Source organism: Enterovibrio makurazakiensis (assembly GCF_050336585.1).
Classification (GTDB): Bacteria; Pseudomonadota; Gammaproteobacteria; order Enterobacterales; family Vibrionaceae; genus Enterovibrio; species Enterovibrio gelatinilyticus.
On the sequence record NZ_JAKJSE010000028.1, the window covers coordinates 1 to 18,132 of the forward strand.

Sequence of the window (18,132 nt, forward strand, 5' to 3'; positions counted from 1 at the left end):
ATGATGCACATCCCATATATCCACTTTAACCTTAAAAAGACCCACCAAGCAGAGCTTGAAATCATCGATCTTTCTGAGGTTAACCGCCGAAATCACACCACACACACTCCAAGCCAGCCACATCGCGTCACTTTCTTTATGCTGATATTCATTGAGCAAGGCAGCGGATATCATTGGGTCGATTTCAAGCAGCATTCATTTAAGGCAGGTTCCGTTATTTTCGTGCAACGAGAACAAGTCCACGCCTTTGACTTTTCCAAAAACCCGCAAGGCAAGATACTGATGTTCACCCAAGCGTTCTTGGACAAAGTGCATGACAATATGCGATTGCCCAGTTATACGCCCACACACCTCAACAACCTCTACTCACCGCTATTGACGCTTGATGTCAATAACCAGTCTCGCACCCGGTCTTTACTCAATGAAATGCAAACTGAGCTTCAGTGTCACGATGCTGACCCTTTGATTGTCATGTACTTGTTCTCTGCGCTTAGTTTGCTGCACCGCCGATTAAAGCGTGTTGCCGAAGTCGACAATCTTTCTCCCTCGCAAAGCCGTATGTTGTCGAAGTTCATGGCATTGCTTCAAGTGAACTTTGAACGCGTGCGTGATGCAAATTGGTACGCCAATCAACTCGCCACGACATACAAGACCCTCAATCGCGTGACCAAAATTGCCACATCTCTGACAGCCAAACAAATGATTGATAGTTACACCATCATCGAGATCAAGCGTCGACTGGTCGTCAGTAAAGTCACTACCCAACAAATCGCCCTCGATTTTGGTTTTGAAGACCCAAGTAACTTTGTTAAATACTTCAAGAAAGAAACCAACATGACCCCTAGCTTATTCAGAAATCACCATAGTCAAATGAGCTAGTCGCTCTGCTTCACAACGCCCCTATATACACATTCAGTCCTAATTTAATTCAACTAATCCCTGATACTGCTTTCGCAGACGGCAATGAACAATCCGCATCCTCTCGCGCATCGGGTTCGATATTCACCATTTTTCTGCCTAGATCCACTCTGCCCGCACTAGCGTTAAAACCCTATTCTTGCCTCAACGCCACGATTCATTAAAGGACGAGACAATGAACAACCAAAACAACAACACAATTCGCATGGCAGCTGCAGCGGGGGTCATGAGCATGGCAGCATGCAGCGCGACGACATCAGAAGTGACGCTTTCAAACAAAGATAAAGCTGTTGCACTCATCAGTAGCATCGAAACGGGTGACCATGGCCCAATCGCATATATCAATTCAGATAAATACATCCAGCACAATTTAGCGGCTGCCGATGGTCTTGAAGGGTTTGGTGAGTTAATGGCGATGTTACCGGAAGGAAGCGCTAAAGCTGACGTTAAGCGCGCATTTCAAGATGGAGACTTTACCGTCACACACACAGAATATGATTTCTTTGGCCCAAAAGTTGGCTTTGATGTATTCCGCTTCGAAAACGGTCAAATCGTCGAACATTGGGATAACCTTCAAGCCATTGCGCCTGCTAATCCAAGTGGACGCACGCAATTAGATGGCCCTACGCAAGTCACGGACCTCGACAAAACAGATGCAAACAAAGCGATTGTCGCTGACTTTGTGAAAACCATTTTGATGGAAGGCAATATGGCCCGAATCAATGATTTTATCGACAACGAAGACTCTGCGTACTTGCAACACAATCCGATGGTGGCAGACGGTCTTAGCGGCCTAGGCGTAGCATTAAAGCAATTGGCCGAACAAGGCATGCCAATGGTGTACAGCACCAATCATAAAATCTTAGGCGAAGGCAACTTCGTGCTGGCGATTAGCGAAGGGATTTTCCTGAAACAAGATGTCGCTTTTTATGATCTTTTCCGCTTAGACAACGGTAAAATCGTGGAACATTGGGATGTAATTGAAAACATTCCACCCCGTAGTGAATGGAAAAACGACAACGGTAAGTTTGGCTTTTAATCAATGATCGAAATGTGGTGGTAACATGATCATTCACGCTCGGGTCGATGGTTCATTCATCGACCCGAGCGTGCATGAAGAAGAGTAACAAGCGCTGAACCAATGGTTTGATGAGAAGCAATGGTTTGATGAGAAGCGCAAGAAGCTGCGCATTAGCGACGAAGCACAATCACGAGAAACTTTTGCCTGCCCCTCATCCTTGTCACATCCATTTTGACCACGATCCGGCGAAATACTGTATCTTCATATTTAGTCACTATGCGGGTTAAATACGTTCTATCCCCGCTGGCGCTGCCAAAACAGCGCCAGCGGGACAAATCTACCCCTTACACAAAAAAGAGCTTGTTGCTATTTTTCATCCTGAACGGCATGTGTTGATACCTCCCCTTTACTGTCTGCTTTATCTACCGCACGGCTATACGCAAAAATCGCCGCAAAGATCCCACATGCAAGCAACCGAAGTCCGATGGGCAGGCTTGGCCACAACAAAAGCACACAGGTGCCAAGAAGAACCAATCGCAAAACGACGTTAAGTTGACCTTCAAGATAGCCTTCCATTGCCCCAATCATTGCGTACGTGCCGATGATGGCGAAAACACCCACCAACAACACATCGCTGATGTTCCAGCTGATCAGTTGGGTATACGCAATGAGTATCGGTACCAGATACAAGCCTTTTGCGATTTTCCACGCGGTCATGCCCGTCAACATGGGCGGCGTTCGTGCAATTGTCGCGGCAGCAAAGGCCGTTAAACAAACAGGCGGCGTGACATTACTGTCTTGCGACAACCAGAAAATGATCAAATGGGCCGAAAGCAGCGCGAGACCCACGGTTTCCACACCCAAACTTTGTTCAAGTAAGGTTTCTTTAAAATCCGCAGGGACGAGCGACAACATCTCTTTCGCCATTTCCAGCGTCATTGGTGCGTTGAGTAACGACAGTTTTTCAGGTGCAGCGAGCATGAAAATCGCCTTTGCTTGCTCGGGTAACTGGCCAGCCACCATTAAGTCCAGCAACTGATTTTCGGCCAGCAAGGTAAAGAGCGCAGGGGCTGACAACGTCCCTAACACAATGTACGCCGCCGTGACTGGCAAACCCATACCCAAGATTAGTGACGCCAGTGCAATAAGAACCAGCATGATCAGCAGATCACCGTTTGCCCAGCCATCAATCATGAGGGAGAAGGTGTTACCAATGCCCGTCGTGCTGATCACATTCACAACCAGCCCAATCCCCACCAACAGTACCGCTGTTGGAGCCATGTTCCTGGCGCCAAGTGCTAAGGCTTCCAACACGGCTTTAGGTCCCATCTTGTGGTCTTTCGATAGCCAACTAGCGGCAATCACCGAAAGTATTGAGATTCCCGCGGCATAAGTGGGAGTGAAACCCTCAATCAACAAGGTCACCAGCACCGCAATCGGGATCAAGTTGTGCCAACCTGATATCAACACGTTCATGATGGAATCTTCACCAGATACCACCTTTTGCACCTTGCTACGTTTCGCTTCAATCCGCACAAAAAAGCCGACTGAGAGAAAATAAATCAAAGCAGGAACAAGCGAGACGGCGATAATATCAACGTAAGGAATTTGGGTATAAGAGGCCATGATGAACGCCCCTGCGCCCATGACAGGTGGCATTAATTGCCCCCCAGTTGACGCTGCCGCTTCGACACCGGCCGCGAAACGCGAGGGGAAGCCTGCTTTTTGCATCAACGGGATGGTAATCACACCTGTTGAAACCGTATTCGCCACACTTGATCCGGACACAGAGCCCATTAACCCTGATCCTAATACTGCGATGAAACCTGGCCCGCCAATCACTTTTCCTGCCGCTGCCCGCGCAATGTTCACAATGAAGTCGCCCACGCCAGAGCGCACTAAGAACGCCCCAAACAAGATGAACATGAACACATAGCTCCAGCTAATTCGAGAGATAGGACCAAACATCCCTTCCGACGAATAGAAGCTTCGGTAAAGCAAGGTTTCCATGCTCAAGCCCGGAAAATGAAAAATCCCCGTCATCCACTTGCCCCAAAAAACCACATAACTTAGGCAGATAACAATCAACACAGGAATAAACCACCCCATGGTGCGACGAACTAACTCCATGGCAATAACAATCGCGACAACCGCGAAGAACCAATCACTGGCGATGAATTTCACGCCACGCTCATAGAGCGCATCCTCAGCGAATGGGATATAGATAAGGCAGGCGACCGCCGCCAAGGCGAGCCAAATGTCCACCACCAACGCAATCTTGTTTCGCTTCAAAGAGGCATGCGCGGGATACCAAAGAAAACAGATCACCGCAAAACCCGCAAAATGGGTGGCGGAAACCCAAAGTTCAGACCACGTCGATAATGTATTAAACCAAATGTGTACCGTTGACATGAGCACCGCTAACACGGTGATCAATGTATTCACCCAGGGAAAACTGGTGCGCGTCGGTAATTCGAACTTTTCCAAGTCCTTTTTTACTGATTCGCTCATGAGTCGCTCCTATCCCTCCATTTAGAGAGACATTTTTGATGACCGCCCATAGACCGCAACCTCAAAGAAACGGCGAAACAGGCGTATAACAATTAACAATGCGTTTTATCGCGAGAAAAAAGCCCCATTTTTAGGGGCAAGATGCGTTAGTTGATGAGCAGTGAATCTGGGATAGTCACACCGACTTCTTGGTAGAAACGCGCAGCACCGGAGTGCAACGGTACAGGTAGCCCAGCAATCGCTTTTTCAATCGCCATGGCTTTCGTCGCTTTGTGAATACCTTGAAGAAAAGGGAGGTTTTCATAGATAGCTTTGGTTAGCTGATACACATCTTCCTCTGTCACATCGCTGCGTACAGCAAGGAAATTGGGCTGAGCAATCGTCGTCACAGGTTTATCAAGCCCAGGATACGTGTTCGCTGGGATCTCATAGCTGGTCCAAAGATTGTATTCCCCATTCGCTTGTTTGATTTGCTCATCGGTAAACGACAGGATTTTGATGTCATCACCCATGGCGGCAAATGCTTGTGTCACCGCCCCAACAGGCACACCCGCAGGGGTATTCATGCCATCAATGGTCCCATTTTGAAGGGCATTAGCACTGGCGCCGTAACCCATGTAAGCGAGGTTAAAATCGTTTGGATCAACAGATACCCCCTTCATGATTTGGCGACCAGAATTCTCTGTGCCTGAGTTCTTTTTACCAATCGAAAACTTTTTATCAACAAGGTTAGCGAGATCTGACACTGTGCCCGTTTCAGCCAGATCAGAACGTACAATAAAATGCTCTACGTTTTGCCAAAGCATCGAAACCGCGCGTAAATCCTGTTGTTTTACGCCCTTGTAAGGACCTCCGCCCCCCCACGCCCATGCGCCATAAAGCCCCTGTAAAATGGCAAATTGCGCTTCGTTTTCGTTCAAGAGTTTTACGTTCTCGCCCGAGCCGGCAGAGCTAATCGCAGATAAAGAAAAGTGATATTTCRGGCCCAACTTCACTTTGCTTAGTGTGGCTAACGCGACGCCAACAGGGTAATACGTTCCTCCGGTGGATGCCGTCGCCAAAATGTAGCTGCGCTCTTCCGCCGCAGACGCGAGTGATACACTGCCTAATGTCGCCATAACCAGCGCCACGGTGGTTGCTATCGTCTTAATTGTCATCCCTGTACTCCTACTGCTTTTGATGCTGTTAACGAAATGTTAATCACGCAAACTAATAGCAAGCACAGTGCCAATACTTAATGCTTTGTTTTAAAACAAAATTATATTTTTATCATTGTGGGATGAGCAAAATCATGCTGATTCGCACGAATTACTATCGGCAAGATATTGCTCATGGTTTTGGGAAAGGAGCCTGATGGATAGCTGGGTTATCATGAGTGCATAGCACTCATGCATTACGGAATGAGCAAAAATCTGCCGATGACTTAATCTTTGAAATCCGCTCTATTTAGGCCAAATTTCTGCATTTTTTGGTTCAACGTGCGACGCGGAAGATCGAGTTCTTCCATCACCTCATGAATACGTCCTTGGTGTCGCTTCAAGGCTTCACTCAGGACTTTTCGTTCAAAGTTGTCCAACTGCACTGCGAGAGGCACCCCTTTCGTACTCAGTTCGATCGTCGAAGTTGGCCGCATGGATAAAATCTCGATCGCGGAAACTGAACTGTCCAGCGCATAGCGAACAGCAATATTGCGAAGCTCCCTGACATTCCCTGGCCATGAGTATGACAACATGCCCTTTCGATCAGCGTCACTTAGCATGCGCGTATTGGCATTCGCTTGTTGAGAGAAATGCTCAAACAACATCAGGATATCTTCGCTTCGATCGCGAAGTGGAGGAATAGAGATTTGCGCCACATTCAACCGATAGAAAAGATCTTGCCGAAATGATGGATGGGCCAGCAGATCTTCCTTCGCCGCAGCGATCACACGCAGATCGATGTGTATAGGTTGATTTCCTCCGACACGCTCCACCGTGTTTTCCTGCAAGCTCCGCAATACTTTGACTTGCATCGCTGCTGGCATGCTTTCAATCTCATCAAGGAAAAGCGTACCTTTGTCAGCATATTCGAGTTTACCAATGCGACGTTTAGACGCGCCTGTAAACGCCCCCACTTCATGGCCAAACAGCTCACTTTCAAAAAGGTTCTCAGGCACGGCACCACAGTTGATAGGAACAAATCGGCGTTGTCGGCGTTCACTTTCGTTGTGCAGGCTATTTGCAACCAACTCTTTCCCGCACCCTGTTTCGCCATAAATAATGACATTGGTATCGATTTTCGCGACGTGTGCAATTTGCTCACGCAAGTGGCACATAACATCACTTTGTCCAATCAACACCTTTTCCAACCCAGAAATACGAGCCAGATATTCCCCTCTCAAGTGGGTGGATGTTTGCGCCCTAAAATGCTCAACCGCTTGCGTCACGCGCTTGGATAATCGATCGGGCTTAAAGGGTTTCTCGATAAAATCAAACGCGCCCAACTGCAACGCTTTGACCGCCATATCCACATCACCGTGACCGGTAATAATCAGCACAGGCGCATCAATTTGGTTCGACTTAAATTGTTCTAGCAATGAAATTCCATCAATGTCGGGCAATCTCACGTCACTGATGATCGCATCAAACGCACCCGCGCGAATTTTAGCGAGAGCGGTATACCCAGTAGCAAATTCTTCAACCATAAAACCGGCCAACTGAAGCCACTGTGACGTTGCTTGTCGCACAATTTCATCGTCTTCGATTAGCGCTATCCGTGCGTCTTGTGTGTTTTCCATGTATTAACCACTACTGCAAATATCTTTGTCTCGCCCCATCAAACCTCACGTTAAACATGGGAGGAAAACCGTGTATATCGATAAGTAACCATCACGCTTTCTTTATCTTTTGGCAAGCAATGCTGTCTTAAGATGGCTTAAATATATACTGTAATGCTCGCAAAGGGATAAGTCAGCGGAACCTGAGACATTCAAAGAGCGATTAAGTAGTCAGAAGATGGGAGGCGGGAAACGACACATGGATCGTAAATGGATTTTGGTTTCTGTAGCCACATTACTCGTCCTTGCATTCTATTGGGGAAGCAAAGAAATAGCCCACCAATGGCTCACCCAACAAGCACAGGTCAACGCGCAACAAAGCTTACTTAACTCGATAGGTGAAATGCGGCATGCCCTGCGTCGCTTCTATCATTTGCCGTATCTCATCAATAACAATCCTGATGCCGTGTCTCTGGTTGTCGGACGATTAGAGCAATCGGATGACGTTGAGCAATCCCTTAGTCAACTGGATAAAGCTGCCAATACCGAAGGGTGGTACCTGTTATCAGACAAAGGGAGATTGGTGGCGTCCAGCATTGCCGGCGACCACATTAGTAACGCCGACTTACAAACCATTGTTGCTGATATCCACCGACTTGGCGAAGGCACATCTCTCGTACTTAAAACCAAAGGTGAGCGCCCTTTTTACTATCTCTCCGCGCCGATATTTGAGCATTTAGCCATCGTCGGTATTGTGGTGGTTCAACTGGATCTTCGCTTATTAACCGATCAATGGCTCACCAGTTCGGACCTCATCCTACTACGTGATCCCAATGGGAAATTCTTCCTCTCAAGCAGCGATACATACAGCGCAGATTGGCTAAATGACGCTGACAATCCGGTTAAAATCACCAACAAAACACTCCTACAGGGCGAATCACTCACCCTTTGGAACATGGACAATAAACACTACTTTTCTCAGACAATCCGACTTGATGATGTCAAATGGTTACTCACCTACCTTTCTCCCACCACGCCCGTTGATAGAACGTCTGCAACGATTGGATTAAGTGCCTCCATGGTTTTCTTGCTGCTGTTTCTGACGGGCGTCATTGGGTATCAACGTCATCAAAAACTTCTTTCTCAACAACGTATACAAGCCTTAATCAAAGAGTCAGAGCAGAAGCTCAACCAAATGATTAATAAGACGCAAGTGGGTTTGATATTGTTCGATGAACAAGGAGGTATTGTTGACATTAATGCCATGGCGATTGAGCAATTCGCGATTGAAGAAGGTTCTTTTGCAGACATCAGCCTGCACCAGTTACTCGAGCAGGACAAGGATGCGCAATCACCCCTGTTTCTCGAATCACCAGTCAAAGCCGAAAAAACTATCGTGGAAATGAGCGCCGTTGAAAAAGTGGCCATTCGTCGAGATCATTCAGCCTTTCCTGTTTTGTTTTCACTCACATCATTCCCTTTTCACGGTACGCAGTATTATCTCGCTACCGTGCTAGACATTAGTAAACGTAAGAAAGCCGAACACGCGCTCTACGAAGCCAACATGCAGCTTGCACAACGTGTTGAAGAGCGGACGTCAGAATTACGTGAGGCGCAAGCCCGTCTTATTGAGTCGAGCAAAATGGCGGCACTCGGCAGAATGTCGAGCGCTATTGTCCATGAACTCAATCAACCACTAACTGGCCTAAGAACACTCACTACATCCAATGCCCTGCTCTCTGAACGAGGGGAAATGGCGATGGTGTCAGCCAATAACGAGCTGATCGAAACCTTGATCGATAGAATGGTCGACATGGCGACACAACTCAAAACTTTCGCTTACAGCAAACCCGAAAGGTTACAGGCCGTCTCTTTTACAGAAGGGTTGCAGGAAGTCTTGCGGATCTATCAACAGCAATTATTAGAGATCGACGTAAGAGTGCGTCTTCCGTCAGGATTACCAAAGATAGAGGCGGAAGAACAAAGATTACGTCAGGTATTGGGCAACCTCATTTCTAATGCCGTTGATGCCCTAGAGCATACTCCGCAGCCACGACTCACCATCTCCGTCACACCGACAGAATCCTCATTGGAGGTTAAAATATCTGATAATGGGTGTGGCATTGATAGTGATGCGCTTTCTACCATCTTTGAGCCTTTTACAACCAACAAGAGAATAGGGAAAGGCTTAGGATTGGGGCTATCGATTGTTGCCAACAACATGAGAGACATGGGTGGGGATGTTCAGGCCAATACCAATCAAAAAGGCGGAATGACATTTGTATTGCGGTTTACATTGATAAGTCCCTAGCGGTCGATCCGATAACTAGCAACTAGCAGCAGGTTGACGCACGCTCTGGGCGATCTCCCATCCCACAAAGCTTGTTCATGTTGCCTTGAATAAACGCAGCATGGGACGCTAAAGTTAATACTAATACGCTTTTTATCCATTCTGGTAATTCAGGGCGAATACGATAGAAAACCCAATGCCCTTGCCTGCGATCACTCAGCAATCCGCATTTTCGCAACTGCGCAAGATGCCGAGAGACCTTTGGCTGACTCTCATCCAGTGCTGTCATTAATTCGCACACACACAGTTCACCTTCTTGCTGGAGTAACAACAAGGTTTTCAGACGCGTCTCATCCGCCAAGCATTTATAGAAAGTCACCGGAGAAATGGATATTTCTGGCAGACATTCTGAAGGCTTTGATTGAGAGTGAGCTGTGTTTAAGAACGAAGATTCCGAGGCCATAGGTATCCGAATAGAAGGGCGAAAGTGCATATCATTAAGAGTACTTTATATATGAATTTCCATATGTAAAGTGACGATTGCATTGCGGTGGGTCATTGCGTTCAAAATGGGTTTACGATTTAAGGGCTTGTTCGACAGCTTTTGGGGTAAACCCATGCAGCACTTTGTCGCCGATTTTTATCACAGGAACACCACGCGCGCCCAAGGCTGCATGCTCTTTCTTTCCACGAGGAGTGCCTATATCACACTCTCTGTATGTGATTTTTTTACTATCAAAAAACTGCTTTGCCGCGTTGCAATGCGCACATTGTCGGCTGGTATAGATGGTAATGCGCTTCACGCTGCCTCCTTCAATCATGCAGCCAAGCACCCATGAAGGTGCTGGACTTCGGAGCACAAAGTTTAATGAATTTCAGCGGAGAACACGACGGTTTATTCTAAACTCCCTTCTCTTTGAGCAATTGAATAATCGCGTTAGCAGCCTCTTCTGCGGATGGATTGTGTAGAATCTGGCCGCCCGTTGAAGCAGGCGCTGCGGTTGCCGCGCGGAATCGATCTCGGCTCGATGAAGCTGCCGCGACGGTTTTTACACGTTTGGCGCGTTTTTTCGCCACCTGCCAGTGCCAACCGCTCAACTCCGTGTCCTCAGTTTCAGCCACACTCAGTGAATGAATCACGCCATCTCTTGCCTTGGTAAAAGCGCTTTGTCTGGCTACAGCGGCGGAGGCACTAGCAACTAACACGGCGGGGAGTTTTACGTGTAACCGACGGCGCTGCCCTCCCGCCAATGCTTGAAGCACCTCAACCGACTCCGCATCTTGGGCAAGAATATCTACCACATCGGGCACGACTGCCGCGTTCAAACGTTTCCCCACCAAATACGGCACCATGCCTGACGATTCACCTTGTTCTGCGCGATGTCCGCATAATACTAAGCGCGGTGACTTTTGATGTACGTAACTGGCAAGCGCCACACTCACATCCGCTTCTGATGTTTGCGCCAGTACGTCTATTTCAGGCACGCCCATGCCCAAATAGTCACGCAATGCCGAGCATTCAGGAGCCCCCGCAAACACCACACGTGGCGAAGCCGTATGTTGCAGCGCGATTTCGAGCGCTTTTGCATCTCGTTCTGCGCGGCGCTCTCTGCCAGAAAGTGGATGGTGTCCGCAAGAGACTAACACCATGATGTCATCATTAACTTGCATCACTGAGCTCCTTGCTGGTTGTCGCACCTTGAGTTACATCCACGAGGGCTTGCATCACTTCAGAGCTGTCCGCAATGATGCTGAGATCAGCGCGTTTCACCATGTCACAGGCAGGGTCTGCGTTTATCGCGATGACCGTATCGCACTGCGTCATCCCTTGAAGGTGCTGGATCGCACCAGAAATGCCAACGGCGATATACACCTTGGCATTAACGTAAGTGCCTGATGCACCGACTTGTGTTGTTCTCGGCATGTGTCCGTTATCTACCGCGACGCGGCTTGCACCTTCTGTCGCGCCTAGTGCGTCTGCACATTGATGGAATAAAGACCAATTTCGCACACCATTGCCACCAGAAAGAATAAAGCCAGTTTCCGGTAATGGGATGTTTTTAGGGTCGACCGCCACGCTGCCCGCATCTTCAATGGCACATGTCGGGTTGGTATTGAGTGAAGCATCAATTGATGATTCGTCTAATGGCGAGGCATCCGTGAGATAACCAGAAATAGGGTCAGCGACTTGCTCTTCCACCAGCAACACGCGAGTTAGTTGCCGTGTCACGGTTCGGGTTGCATCGCCGCTGCTGCACTCAATTTGAACATCATCTGCGTTAAGATCAACGACACTTCTTACCCGCGCAGCGGGTCTTTCATTGATGTCGACACTGAGCTTTCTGCCTAAATCACCGCCCACTAAGCCTGAATCGGGGAAAATCCAGTGAACAGGCTCAAGGGACGACTCCAGCGAAAGCAACGCAGAAAGCCATTGCTCAGGGGAATAAGTAGCCGATGCATTGAGCGCCAATACGCGATCAGCACCCGCTGCGGCAAAATCATCATGTCGCGCGAAAACAGTAACCAGCAAGACTGCCGTATCTTCACTATGCCGTGCTGCCAATTGCTGCGCCAAACCCAACATGTCTTTGTCGAGCGTTGACAGTTTTTCGCTGTCACCATCAGACACTACCACCACATAACCCGAAGGCCTCGCGATGTGTTTTCTTGGCAAGGTTCGCTCTACAGCTTTTGCTGCACCTCCTGCCGCGGCTGACATCTCCCCTGAACGGTCTATCCGCTTAATGCCTTCCGGGGTTAGAAAGCCAACATGGTGCGGGTCTTTTCGATTTGTGCCGCCCAACATGATGTTTTTAGACGCCATTAACGCTGCATGCTCCGGGTGCAGGCGATTTCGAATAATTAGCTCTTTTCTCCGATCTCGACGCAGCAATGTGTCTTGTTTTGCTTCATCTGTCATGGTGTCACCCCGCCTTCTCAATGCGATCCAACAGCATCACTGCCACGTCTTTCACATCCGGCCGTGGCATCACCACACCCTCTAACATCACCGCACACTGTGGGCATGCGACAGCTACCAGATCCGCGCCTGTTTCTCGAGCATCGTCCATGCGCATATCGGCAATGCGGTGTTCACCGGGAATATCCGTGATTGGCGCACCGCCCCCGCCGCCACAACAACGCGAACGAAAACCAGAACGCTCCATTTCATTGAGGGTAAAACCCATCGCCTGAAGCAGATATCTGGGTGCGTCGTAACCCCCGTTGTAACGTCCGAGATAACAAGGATCGTGATACGTCACGTCTTGAGGCTTAGCTTCAGAGAGTGTCAGTTTGTTGGCTTTCACCAATCCCGCAAGAAACTCGGTATGGTGCATGACCTGATAGTCGCCGCCAAAATCGCCATACTCGTTTTTCAGGACATGAAAGGCATGAGGGTCAGGTGTGACTATGGTGTCGAAGCTGTATTTATTGAGGGTCTTCACATTGGCGTTGGCGAGGCGCTGAAACGTTGCTTCGTCGCCTAATCGGCGCGCTAAATCACCGCTATCGAGCTCTTCGTTGCCCAAGATGGCAAAGTTCACATTGGCTTGACGAAGCAATGCCACCACGGCGCGAAGCGTTCTCTGATACGCCAAATCAAACGCTCCGTCTCCCGCCCAAAGCAGTACATCAGCACGACCCACGTCTGACATGGCATCGAGCTTCAAATCAATCGACCAATTGGCGCGATTCGATGGAGAAAAACCGTTAGGGTTATCCGTCGCTATCAAATTATCGAGCGAGTCCGAGCCTTTCCCTGCAGTTTCCCCCTTGGCTAACGTGAGATGACGGCGCATATCCACGATGGCATCGACGTGCTCAATCATCATTGGGCACTCTTCCACACACGCGCGGCATGTCGTGCACGACCACACAGTGTCCGTCTCCAACAGGCTTTCGAACAAAGGCTTATCCGGCGCACCACATTTCGCTTCGTCAGATTTCCCTGTTTCTTCTCCAGGATAACCGCTGCCCGCATAGCTTGAGGTATCACCACCCGCCATGCCGACCACAAGATCTTGAATCAGTTTTTTGGGATTCAACGGTTGACCCGCAGCAAAGGCAGGGCAGACTTTTTCACAGCGCCCGCACTGCACACAGGCATCAAACCCCAGCAATTGATTCCAATGAAAATCCGTCGCCATTTCAACGCCGAGTTTGCTTCCATTCAAATCTATGGGTTTAAGCCCTGTCGATCGCCCACCAGCAAAGCGTTCTTGACGGCGATGGAAACCAAGATGCAGCGCACCCGCGAAGGCATGCTTCATCGGGCCACCCCATGTCATGCCAAATATCAGTTCTGTTAAACCGAGCAGCACTCCACCAATTAAAATGAAGGTAACAAGGATCGAGATATTGGCGATGCCAAGAAGCTGGATGAGGGAGATACACAAGCCTGAGATCGAAAAAACTAACAAGCTATACGGGAGGCGTTGCCACGCCCCTTTAGACAAGTTGGCTGGCGGATTTTCGCGGCGCTTTTTCACCTGATACGCGCCAACACTCATCACAGAGAAGGTCACCGTTAACAAGCCGTAAGTCAACGGTGAATCGCCGCCCAACACATACACCACAATCATAGCGAGCATGGAAGCTACAAAGCCGCCCGCCGTTGCGACGTGGGTATTGGCAAATTTTTTGTCACGCGCCACCACATCATGCAAATCATGAAGATAGCGAGGAAGTATAGATATAATGGCTTTGAAAAAGGGCACATGGTCAGGCTTACCCTGACGCCACATTTTAACTCTCCTCCCTGCGCCTATAGCAGCAAGCACGATCACAAGGAGGAGAAGAGGGCCAATTAGCGCTGTGGACATATCGCTCACCTCGCCAAATACTACAGGTCTTTACACAAACGCAGGGCGTCGTAAATCGCTGCGTGAATATTCCTCGGCGCGTTGCAATCACCTAGGCGATACAGCAAGTATCCGTCCCCTTGTTCGGAGAAAATAGGCTGAGGCTGTGCGGCAAAGAGCGCTTCGATGTCGATTTGCCCTTTATTGCGCGAACCGTCCTTGAACGCATAGTAAAGCGCTTCATCCGGCCTAACGCCGTTTTCAATCACCACTTGGTCTACAACGCGTTCTTCTTTCACGCCCGTGTATTCATTTTCAAAGTGCGCGATGATAGCTTCACCTTCTTTATAAACCTTCTCTAACACCAGATCGGAGGTCATCACCACATCTCGGGTATACAGGCTTCGGTAGTAAGTAGGGAAACTGGTGCCCCCCACCGCGACACCTGGCTTGATGTCATCAGTAACAAGTTCAACGCGCGCCCCTTTGGCGGCGAGAAAATCTGCCACTGACATGCCACTGAATTCGCAAATGGTGTCATACACCACAACATTTTTGCCCGGTTCAACCGCGCCGCTTAGTAGATCCCAACTGCTGACGACCAAACCGTCTTCTGCGCCCCATTCAGCCATCTGATTCACAAATGGTTTACCGCCCACAGCAAGTAACACAACGTCAGCATTTTCTGCTGCAATCATGGTTTCATCTGCAGTCACATCGAATACCAGATTCACGCCAAGACGACGAAGTTCCAAATCAAACCAGCGAGTAATACCCGCAATTTGTTCGCGCTGTGGCGCTTGCGATGCAATGGTTATCTGCCCACCCAGTTCGCTGTTTTTCTCGAACAGCGTCACTTGGTGTCCGCGCTCTGCACAAACACGTGCGGCTTCCATGCCCGCAGGGCCACCACCAACGATCACCACTTTACGAATGGGGCCGTCTGTTTTTTGGATGATATGCGGCATGGTTTGTTCGCGAGAGGTCGCAGCGTTTTGAATGCACAATACGTCAATGCCTTGGTACTGGCGGTCAATGCAGTAGTTCGCGCCAACACATTGGCGAATTTGATCTGTCTGTCCCAGTTTCACCTTGGCGATGAGGTGCGGGTCAGCAAGGTGCGCCCGAGTCATGCCCACAAAGTCGATCAAGCCACTTTCTAGTGCGCGCGCCGCTTGAACAGGATCTTTGATATTCTGCGCATGCATCACAGGTACATTGACCACGCTACGAATGCCTGCCGCTAAATGAATAAATGGCTCCGGCGGATAAGTCATGTTCGGAATCACGTTCGCGAGCGTGTTGTGGGTATCACATCCAGAACCCACGATGCTGAAGAAATCAATCATACCGAGGCTATCGTAGTAAGCAGCGATTTCTTTCATGTCGTATTGATTCAGACCATCAGGATGAAACTCATCACCTGTCATACGGATACCAACCGCATAGTCAGGCCCGACTTCCTCGCGAACCGCTTTCAGAATTTCTACCCCAAAGCGCATGCGGTTTTCAAAGCTTCCACCCCATTCATCGGTACGTTTATTGACGCGAGGGCTCCAAAACTGATCGACAAGATGTTGGTGCGCGAAAGAAAGCTCGACGCCGTCTAAACCGCCGTCTTTTGCACGTTTGGTCGCTTTCGCGAAATCACCAATGATGCGCCAAATCTCTTCAGGTTCAATGGTTTTACAGGTGGCGCGGTGAACAGGTTCTCGAATGCCGCTCGGGCTCATCAATGACGGCCATTCGCCACCATCCCAACGGGATCGACGACCCATGTGGGTAATTTGGATCATGATATGCGCGCCATGCTTGTGCATGGCATCAGCAAGATTTTGCAGATGAGGAACCACGTCGTCTGATGCCATGTTGACAGATTTCCACCAACCTTGCGGGCTATCAATCGACACAGGGCTTGAGCCACCACAGACACACAACCCAATGCCGCCTTTGGCTTTCTCTTCGTAATACTGGATATAGCGCTCAGTCGGCATGCCATTTTCCGTCGAATACACCTCGGCGTGGGCCGTACTGATCACGCGATTTCTGATCATCAGCTTGTTGATCGCAAGCGGTTGAAAAATGGCATCGAACTGAGACATTGCACTTCCTTATTATATTTTTCTGGGTCCTGCAGGATTTCTAAAAGAATCCGATGCAGTCAGGCTTTTTGCTCTTCCTAGGATCTAGAACCTGCTCTTCCTAGAGCCTATCTCTAGCCCCTATTTCTAAATAGGCTTCACCTCAAACACCCCAAAATCACAGCCTTCTTCTGAGCCGCTTTGCAATTGGACTGCTTGCGTTTTCAATGGGAACCCAACGCTTTCAGACACTTGGTCCATCGCGCCAGCAAACCACCCCGTGAACATGTAATCCACCTTGCGGTCATTTTTTCCGTAGTAATACACGAATGCGGAGTTCTCTAAGCGCACTCGTGCTGTGCCTTGGGACACATCAAGATGCTCAATAAAGAACTGTCCCCAGCCACGTTGTGAAAGTCGCTTCATGTAATGATCGAACACTTCAGCGCCCGAAATACCGTGAGTTTCGCCTTCTTGTTCGCACCAAAAGTAGGCCGATTTATAGCCTGCTTTGTAGAGCAAATCAGCATAGACATCCGCACCTAGCGCGTCTTCAACTGCGGCATGGTTGTTAATGAAAAAATGGCGCGGTACGTACAGCATGGGTAAACCATCTGTACTCCAAACGCCGGTTTCATCATCAACCTGTATCGGTAACTCTGGTGGATGGTGGCTCATGCATGCTTCCTTAAAGTTTTTCCGTAATGTCGATATAAGCGCGATAAATACATAGAATGCGCAAGCTACTCGCCCCACACATCCTTCAATACGTTGACCCAATTTCCACCCATGATTTTCTGCACTTTCTCAGGCGACCAACCGTTATCGAGTAACGCTGCTGTCAGGTTTGGAAAATCACCGACGGTGCGCATACCTTTCGGGTTGATGATTTCTCCAAATCGTGTGAGTCGTCGGGCATACCCTTTATCGTGAGTGATCCACTCGAAGAAGGCTTGATCGTGGCCTTGTGTAAAGTCCGTACCGATGCCCACACAATCTTCACCCACGATATTGACGATGTAATCGATGGCTTCGACGTAGTCTTCAATGGTGGAATTGATGCCATTTTTCAAAAATGGAGCGAACATGGTGACGCCCACGAAACCGCCGTGGTCAGCAATGAATTTCAGCTCTTCATCAGATTTGTTTCGAGGGTGATCTTTCAATCCAAGCGGCAGACAGTGGGAATAGCAGACAGGCTTTTGGGATTCTAAAATGACTTCTTCGGAAGTTTTCGGCCCGACGTGGGAAAGATCGCACATCATGCCGACACGGTTCATCTCCGCAACCACTTCACGCCCGTAGCCTGATAGTCCGCCGTCACGTTCATAACAACCCGTTCCCACCAGGTTTTGGGTGTTGTATGCCATTTGAGCAATCCCAACACCGAGCTTTTTGAAAATCTCGATATAGCCAAGCTGATCTTCAAACGCGTGAACATTTTGAAAACCGAGCATGATGCCAGTTTTGCCTTCTTGCTTAGCGCGCAGAATATCTTGGGTGGAATGAACGGGACGAATGAGGTCGCTGTTCTCACTCATCAGTTGGTTGAATTCGACAATATTATCAATGGTAGATTGGAAATCTTCCCAAACCGACACGGTGCAGTTCGCGGCGGTTAACCCGCCTTTTGCCATGTCCTCAAAGAGTGCCCTATCCCACTTGGCAATAATAAGCCCGTCAATGATGATGGAATCGCGGTGCAATGCTGCGGCAGGATTGTTGTCAGACATGTAGGTTTCCTTGTGGGT

The 18,132-nt window shown here is 49.0% G+C and carries 14 protein-coding genes; 3 read left to right on the forward strand and 11 right to left on the reverse strand.

Going from position 1 to position 18,132, the window contains the following annotated elements; translation table 11 throughout:
- Nucleotides 1-3 precede the first annotated feature (3 nt).
- Together L4D06_RS20010 and L4D06_RS20015 are read left to right on the forward strand one after the other, a co-directional pair.
- Entirely contained in the window at nt 4-879 is an 876-nt protein-coding gene (locus L4D06_RS20010; RefSeq protein ID WP_429741004.1) for an AraC family transcriptional regulator, read from the forward strand.
- Between the two features lie 265 nt (nt 880-1,144).
- Nucleotides 1,145-1,957, forward strand: coding sequence for a nuclear transport factor 2 family protein (locus tag L4D06_RS20015; RefSeq protein WP_274165532.1), 813 nt, complete (start codon nt 1,145-1,147; stop codon nt 1,955-1,957).
- Between the two features lie 348 nt (nt 1,958-2,305).
- Here the strand turns inward: L4D06_RS20015 and L4D06_RS20020 are convergent, their stop codons facing one another.
- The 3 genes from L4D06_RS20020 to L4D06_RS20030 form a co-directional block, all read right to left on the reverse strand.
- Nucleotides 2,306-4,450 carry a TRAP transporter permease gene (locus tag L4D06_RS20020; RefSeq protein WP_429740909.1) on the reverse strand — a complete coding sequence of 715 codons (2,145 nt, stop codon included), beginning with the start codon at nt 4,448-4,450 and terminating at the stop codon, nt 2,306-2,308.
- 146 nt (nt 4,451-4,596) lie between these two features.
- Complete coding sequence (locus L4D06_RS20025; protein ID WP_429740911.1) at nt 4,597-5,607, reverse strand: TAXI family TRAP transporter solute-binding subunit; 1,011 nt, start codon at nt 5,605-5,607, stop codon at nt 4,597-4,599.
- Nucleotides 5,608-5,873: 266 nt separating this feature from the next.
- Nucleotides 5,874-7,226, reverse strand: a complete 1,353-nt coding sequence (locus tag L4D06_RS20030) for a sigma-54-dependent transcriptional regulator (RefSeq protein WP_429740913.1) — start codon at nt 7,224-7,226, stop codon at nt 5,874-5,876.
- 238 nt (nt 7,227-7,464) lie between these two features.
- On the opposite strand from L4D06_RS20030, the gene L4D06_RS20035 reads away from it, so the two are divergent.
- Nucleotides 7,465-9,516: a sensor histidine kinase gene (locus L4D06_RS20035; protein ID WP_429740915.1), complete on the forward strand. Its 2,052-nt coding sequence runs from the start codon at nt 7,465-7,467 to the stop codon at nt 9,514-9,516.
- A gap of 22 nt (nt 9,517-9,538) precedes the next feature.
- On the opposite strand, the gene L4D06_RS20040 is transcribed toward L4D06_RS20035, so the two are convergent.
- The 8 genes from L4D06_RS20040 to L4D06_RS20075 all read right to left on the reverse strand — a co-directional run bounded on the left by L4D06_RS20040 (nt 9,539) and on the right by L4D06_RS20075 (nt 18,114).
- On the reverse strand, nt 9,539-9,883 hold the full coding sequence (locus L4D06_RS20040) for a metalloregulator ArsR/SmtB family transcription factor (RefSeq protein WP_274165531.1): 345 nt from the start codon (nt 9,881-9,883) through the stop codon (nt 9,539-9,541).
- Nucleotides 9,884-10,070: 187 nt separating this feature from the next.
- Nucleotides 10,071-10,298, reverse strand: coding sequence for a glutaredoxin family protein (locus tag L4D06_RS20045; protein WP_429740917.1), 228 nt, complete (start codon nt 10,296-10,298; stop codon nt 10,071-10,073).
- Between the two features lie 97 nt (nt 10,299-10,395).
- Nucleotides 10,396-11,166 carry an adenine nucleotide alpha hydrolase family protein gene (locus tag L4D06_RS20050; RefSeq protein ID WP_429740919.1) on the reverse strand — a complete coding sequence of 257 codons (771 nt, stop codon included), beginning with the start codon at nt 11,164-11,166 and terminating at the stop codon, nt 10,396-10,398.
- Nucleotides 11,156-12,418, reverse strand: coding sequence for an electron transfer flavoprotein subunit alpha/FixB family protein (locus L4D06_RS20055; RefSeq protein WP_429740921.1), 1,263 nt, complete (start codon nt 12,416-12,418; stop codon nt 11,156-11,158). Before L4D06_RS20055 ends, L4D06_RS20050 begins: the two co-directional genes overlap by 11 nt.
- A gap of 4 nt (nt 12,419-12,422) precedes the next feature.
- Nucleotides 12,423-14,321, reverse strand: coding sequence for a (Fe-S)-binding protein (locus L4D06_RS20060; protein ID WP_429740923.1), 1,899 nt, complete (start codon nt 14,319-14,321; stop codon nt 12,423-12,425).
- A 20-nt stretch (nt 14,322-14,341) separates the two neighbouring features.
- Entirely contained in the window at nt 14,342-16,402 is a 2,061-nt protein-coding gene (locus tag L4D06_RS20065; protein ID WP_429740925.1) for an oxidoreductase, read from the reverse strand.
- A 126-nt stretch (nt 16,403-16,528) separates the two neighbouring features.
- Entirely contained in the window at nt 16,529-17,059 is a 531-nt protein-coding gene (locus L4D06_RS20070; protein ID WP_274165514.1) for a DUF5943 domain-containing protein, read from the reverse strand.
- A gap of 65 nt (nt 17,060-17,124) precedes the next feature.
- Nucleotides 17,125-18,114: a dipeptidase gene (locus tag L4D06_RS20075; RefSeq protein ID WP_429740927.1), complete on the reverse strand. Its 990-nt coding sequence runs from the start codon at nt 18,112-18,114 to the stop codon at nt 17,125-17,127.
- Between the last annotated feature and the right edge of the window lie 18 nt (nt 18,115-18,132).

What these genes read in the sequence shown, in the direction of transcription:
- L4D06_RS20030 (WP_429740913.1), bottom strand. Translation starts at nt 7,226, where the DNA reads ATGGAAAACACACAAGACGCACGGATAGCGCTAATCGAAGACGATGAA.
- L4D06_RS20065 (WP_429740925.1), bottom strand. Translation starts at nt 16,402, where the DNA reads ATGTCTCAGTTCGATGCCATTTTTCAACCGCTTGCGATCAACAAGCTG.
- L4D06_RS20015 (WP_274165532.1), top strand. Translation starts at nt 1,145, where the DNA reads ATGAGCATGGCAGCATGCAGCGCGACGACATCAGAAGTGACGCTTTCA.
- L4D06_RS20035 (WP_429740915.1), top strand. Translation starts at nt 7,465, where the DNA reads ATGGATCGTAAATGGATTTTGGTTTCTGTAGCCACATTACTCGTCCTT.
- L4D06_RS20010 (WP_429741004.1), top strand. Translation starts at nt 4, where the DNA reads ATGCACATCCCATATATCCACTTTAACCTTAAAAAGACCCACCAAGCA.
- L4D06_RS20055 (WP_429740921.1), bottom strand. Translation starts at nt 12,418, where the DNA reads ATGACAGATGAAGCAAAACAAGACACATTGCTGCGTCGAGATCGGAGA.
- L4D06_RS20020 (WP_429740909.1), bottom strand. Translation starts at nt 4,450, where the DNA reads ATGAGCGAATCAGTAAAAAAGGACTTGGAAAAGTTCGAATTACCGACG.
- L4D06_RS20070 (WP_274165514.1), bottom strand. Translation starts at nt 17,059, where the DNA reads ATGAGCCACCATCCACCAGAGTTACCGATACAGGTTGATGATGAAACC.
- L4D06_RS20060 (WP_429740923.1), bottom strand. Translation starts at nt 14,321, where the DNA reads ATGTCCACAGCGCTAATTGGCCCTCTTCTCCTCCTTGTGATCGTGCTT.
- L4D06_RS20050 (WP_429740919.1), bottom strand. Translation starts at nt 11,166, where the DNA reads ATGCAAGTTAATGATGACATCATGGTGTTAGTCTCTTGCGGACACCAT.
- L4D06_RS20075 (WP_429740927.1), bottom strand. Translation starts at nt 18,114, where the DNA reads ATGTCTGACAACAATCCTGCCGCAGCATTGCACCGCGATTCCATCATC.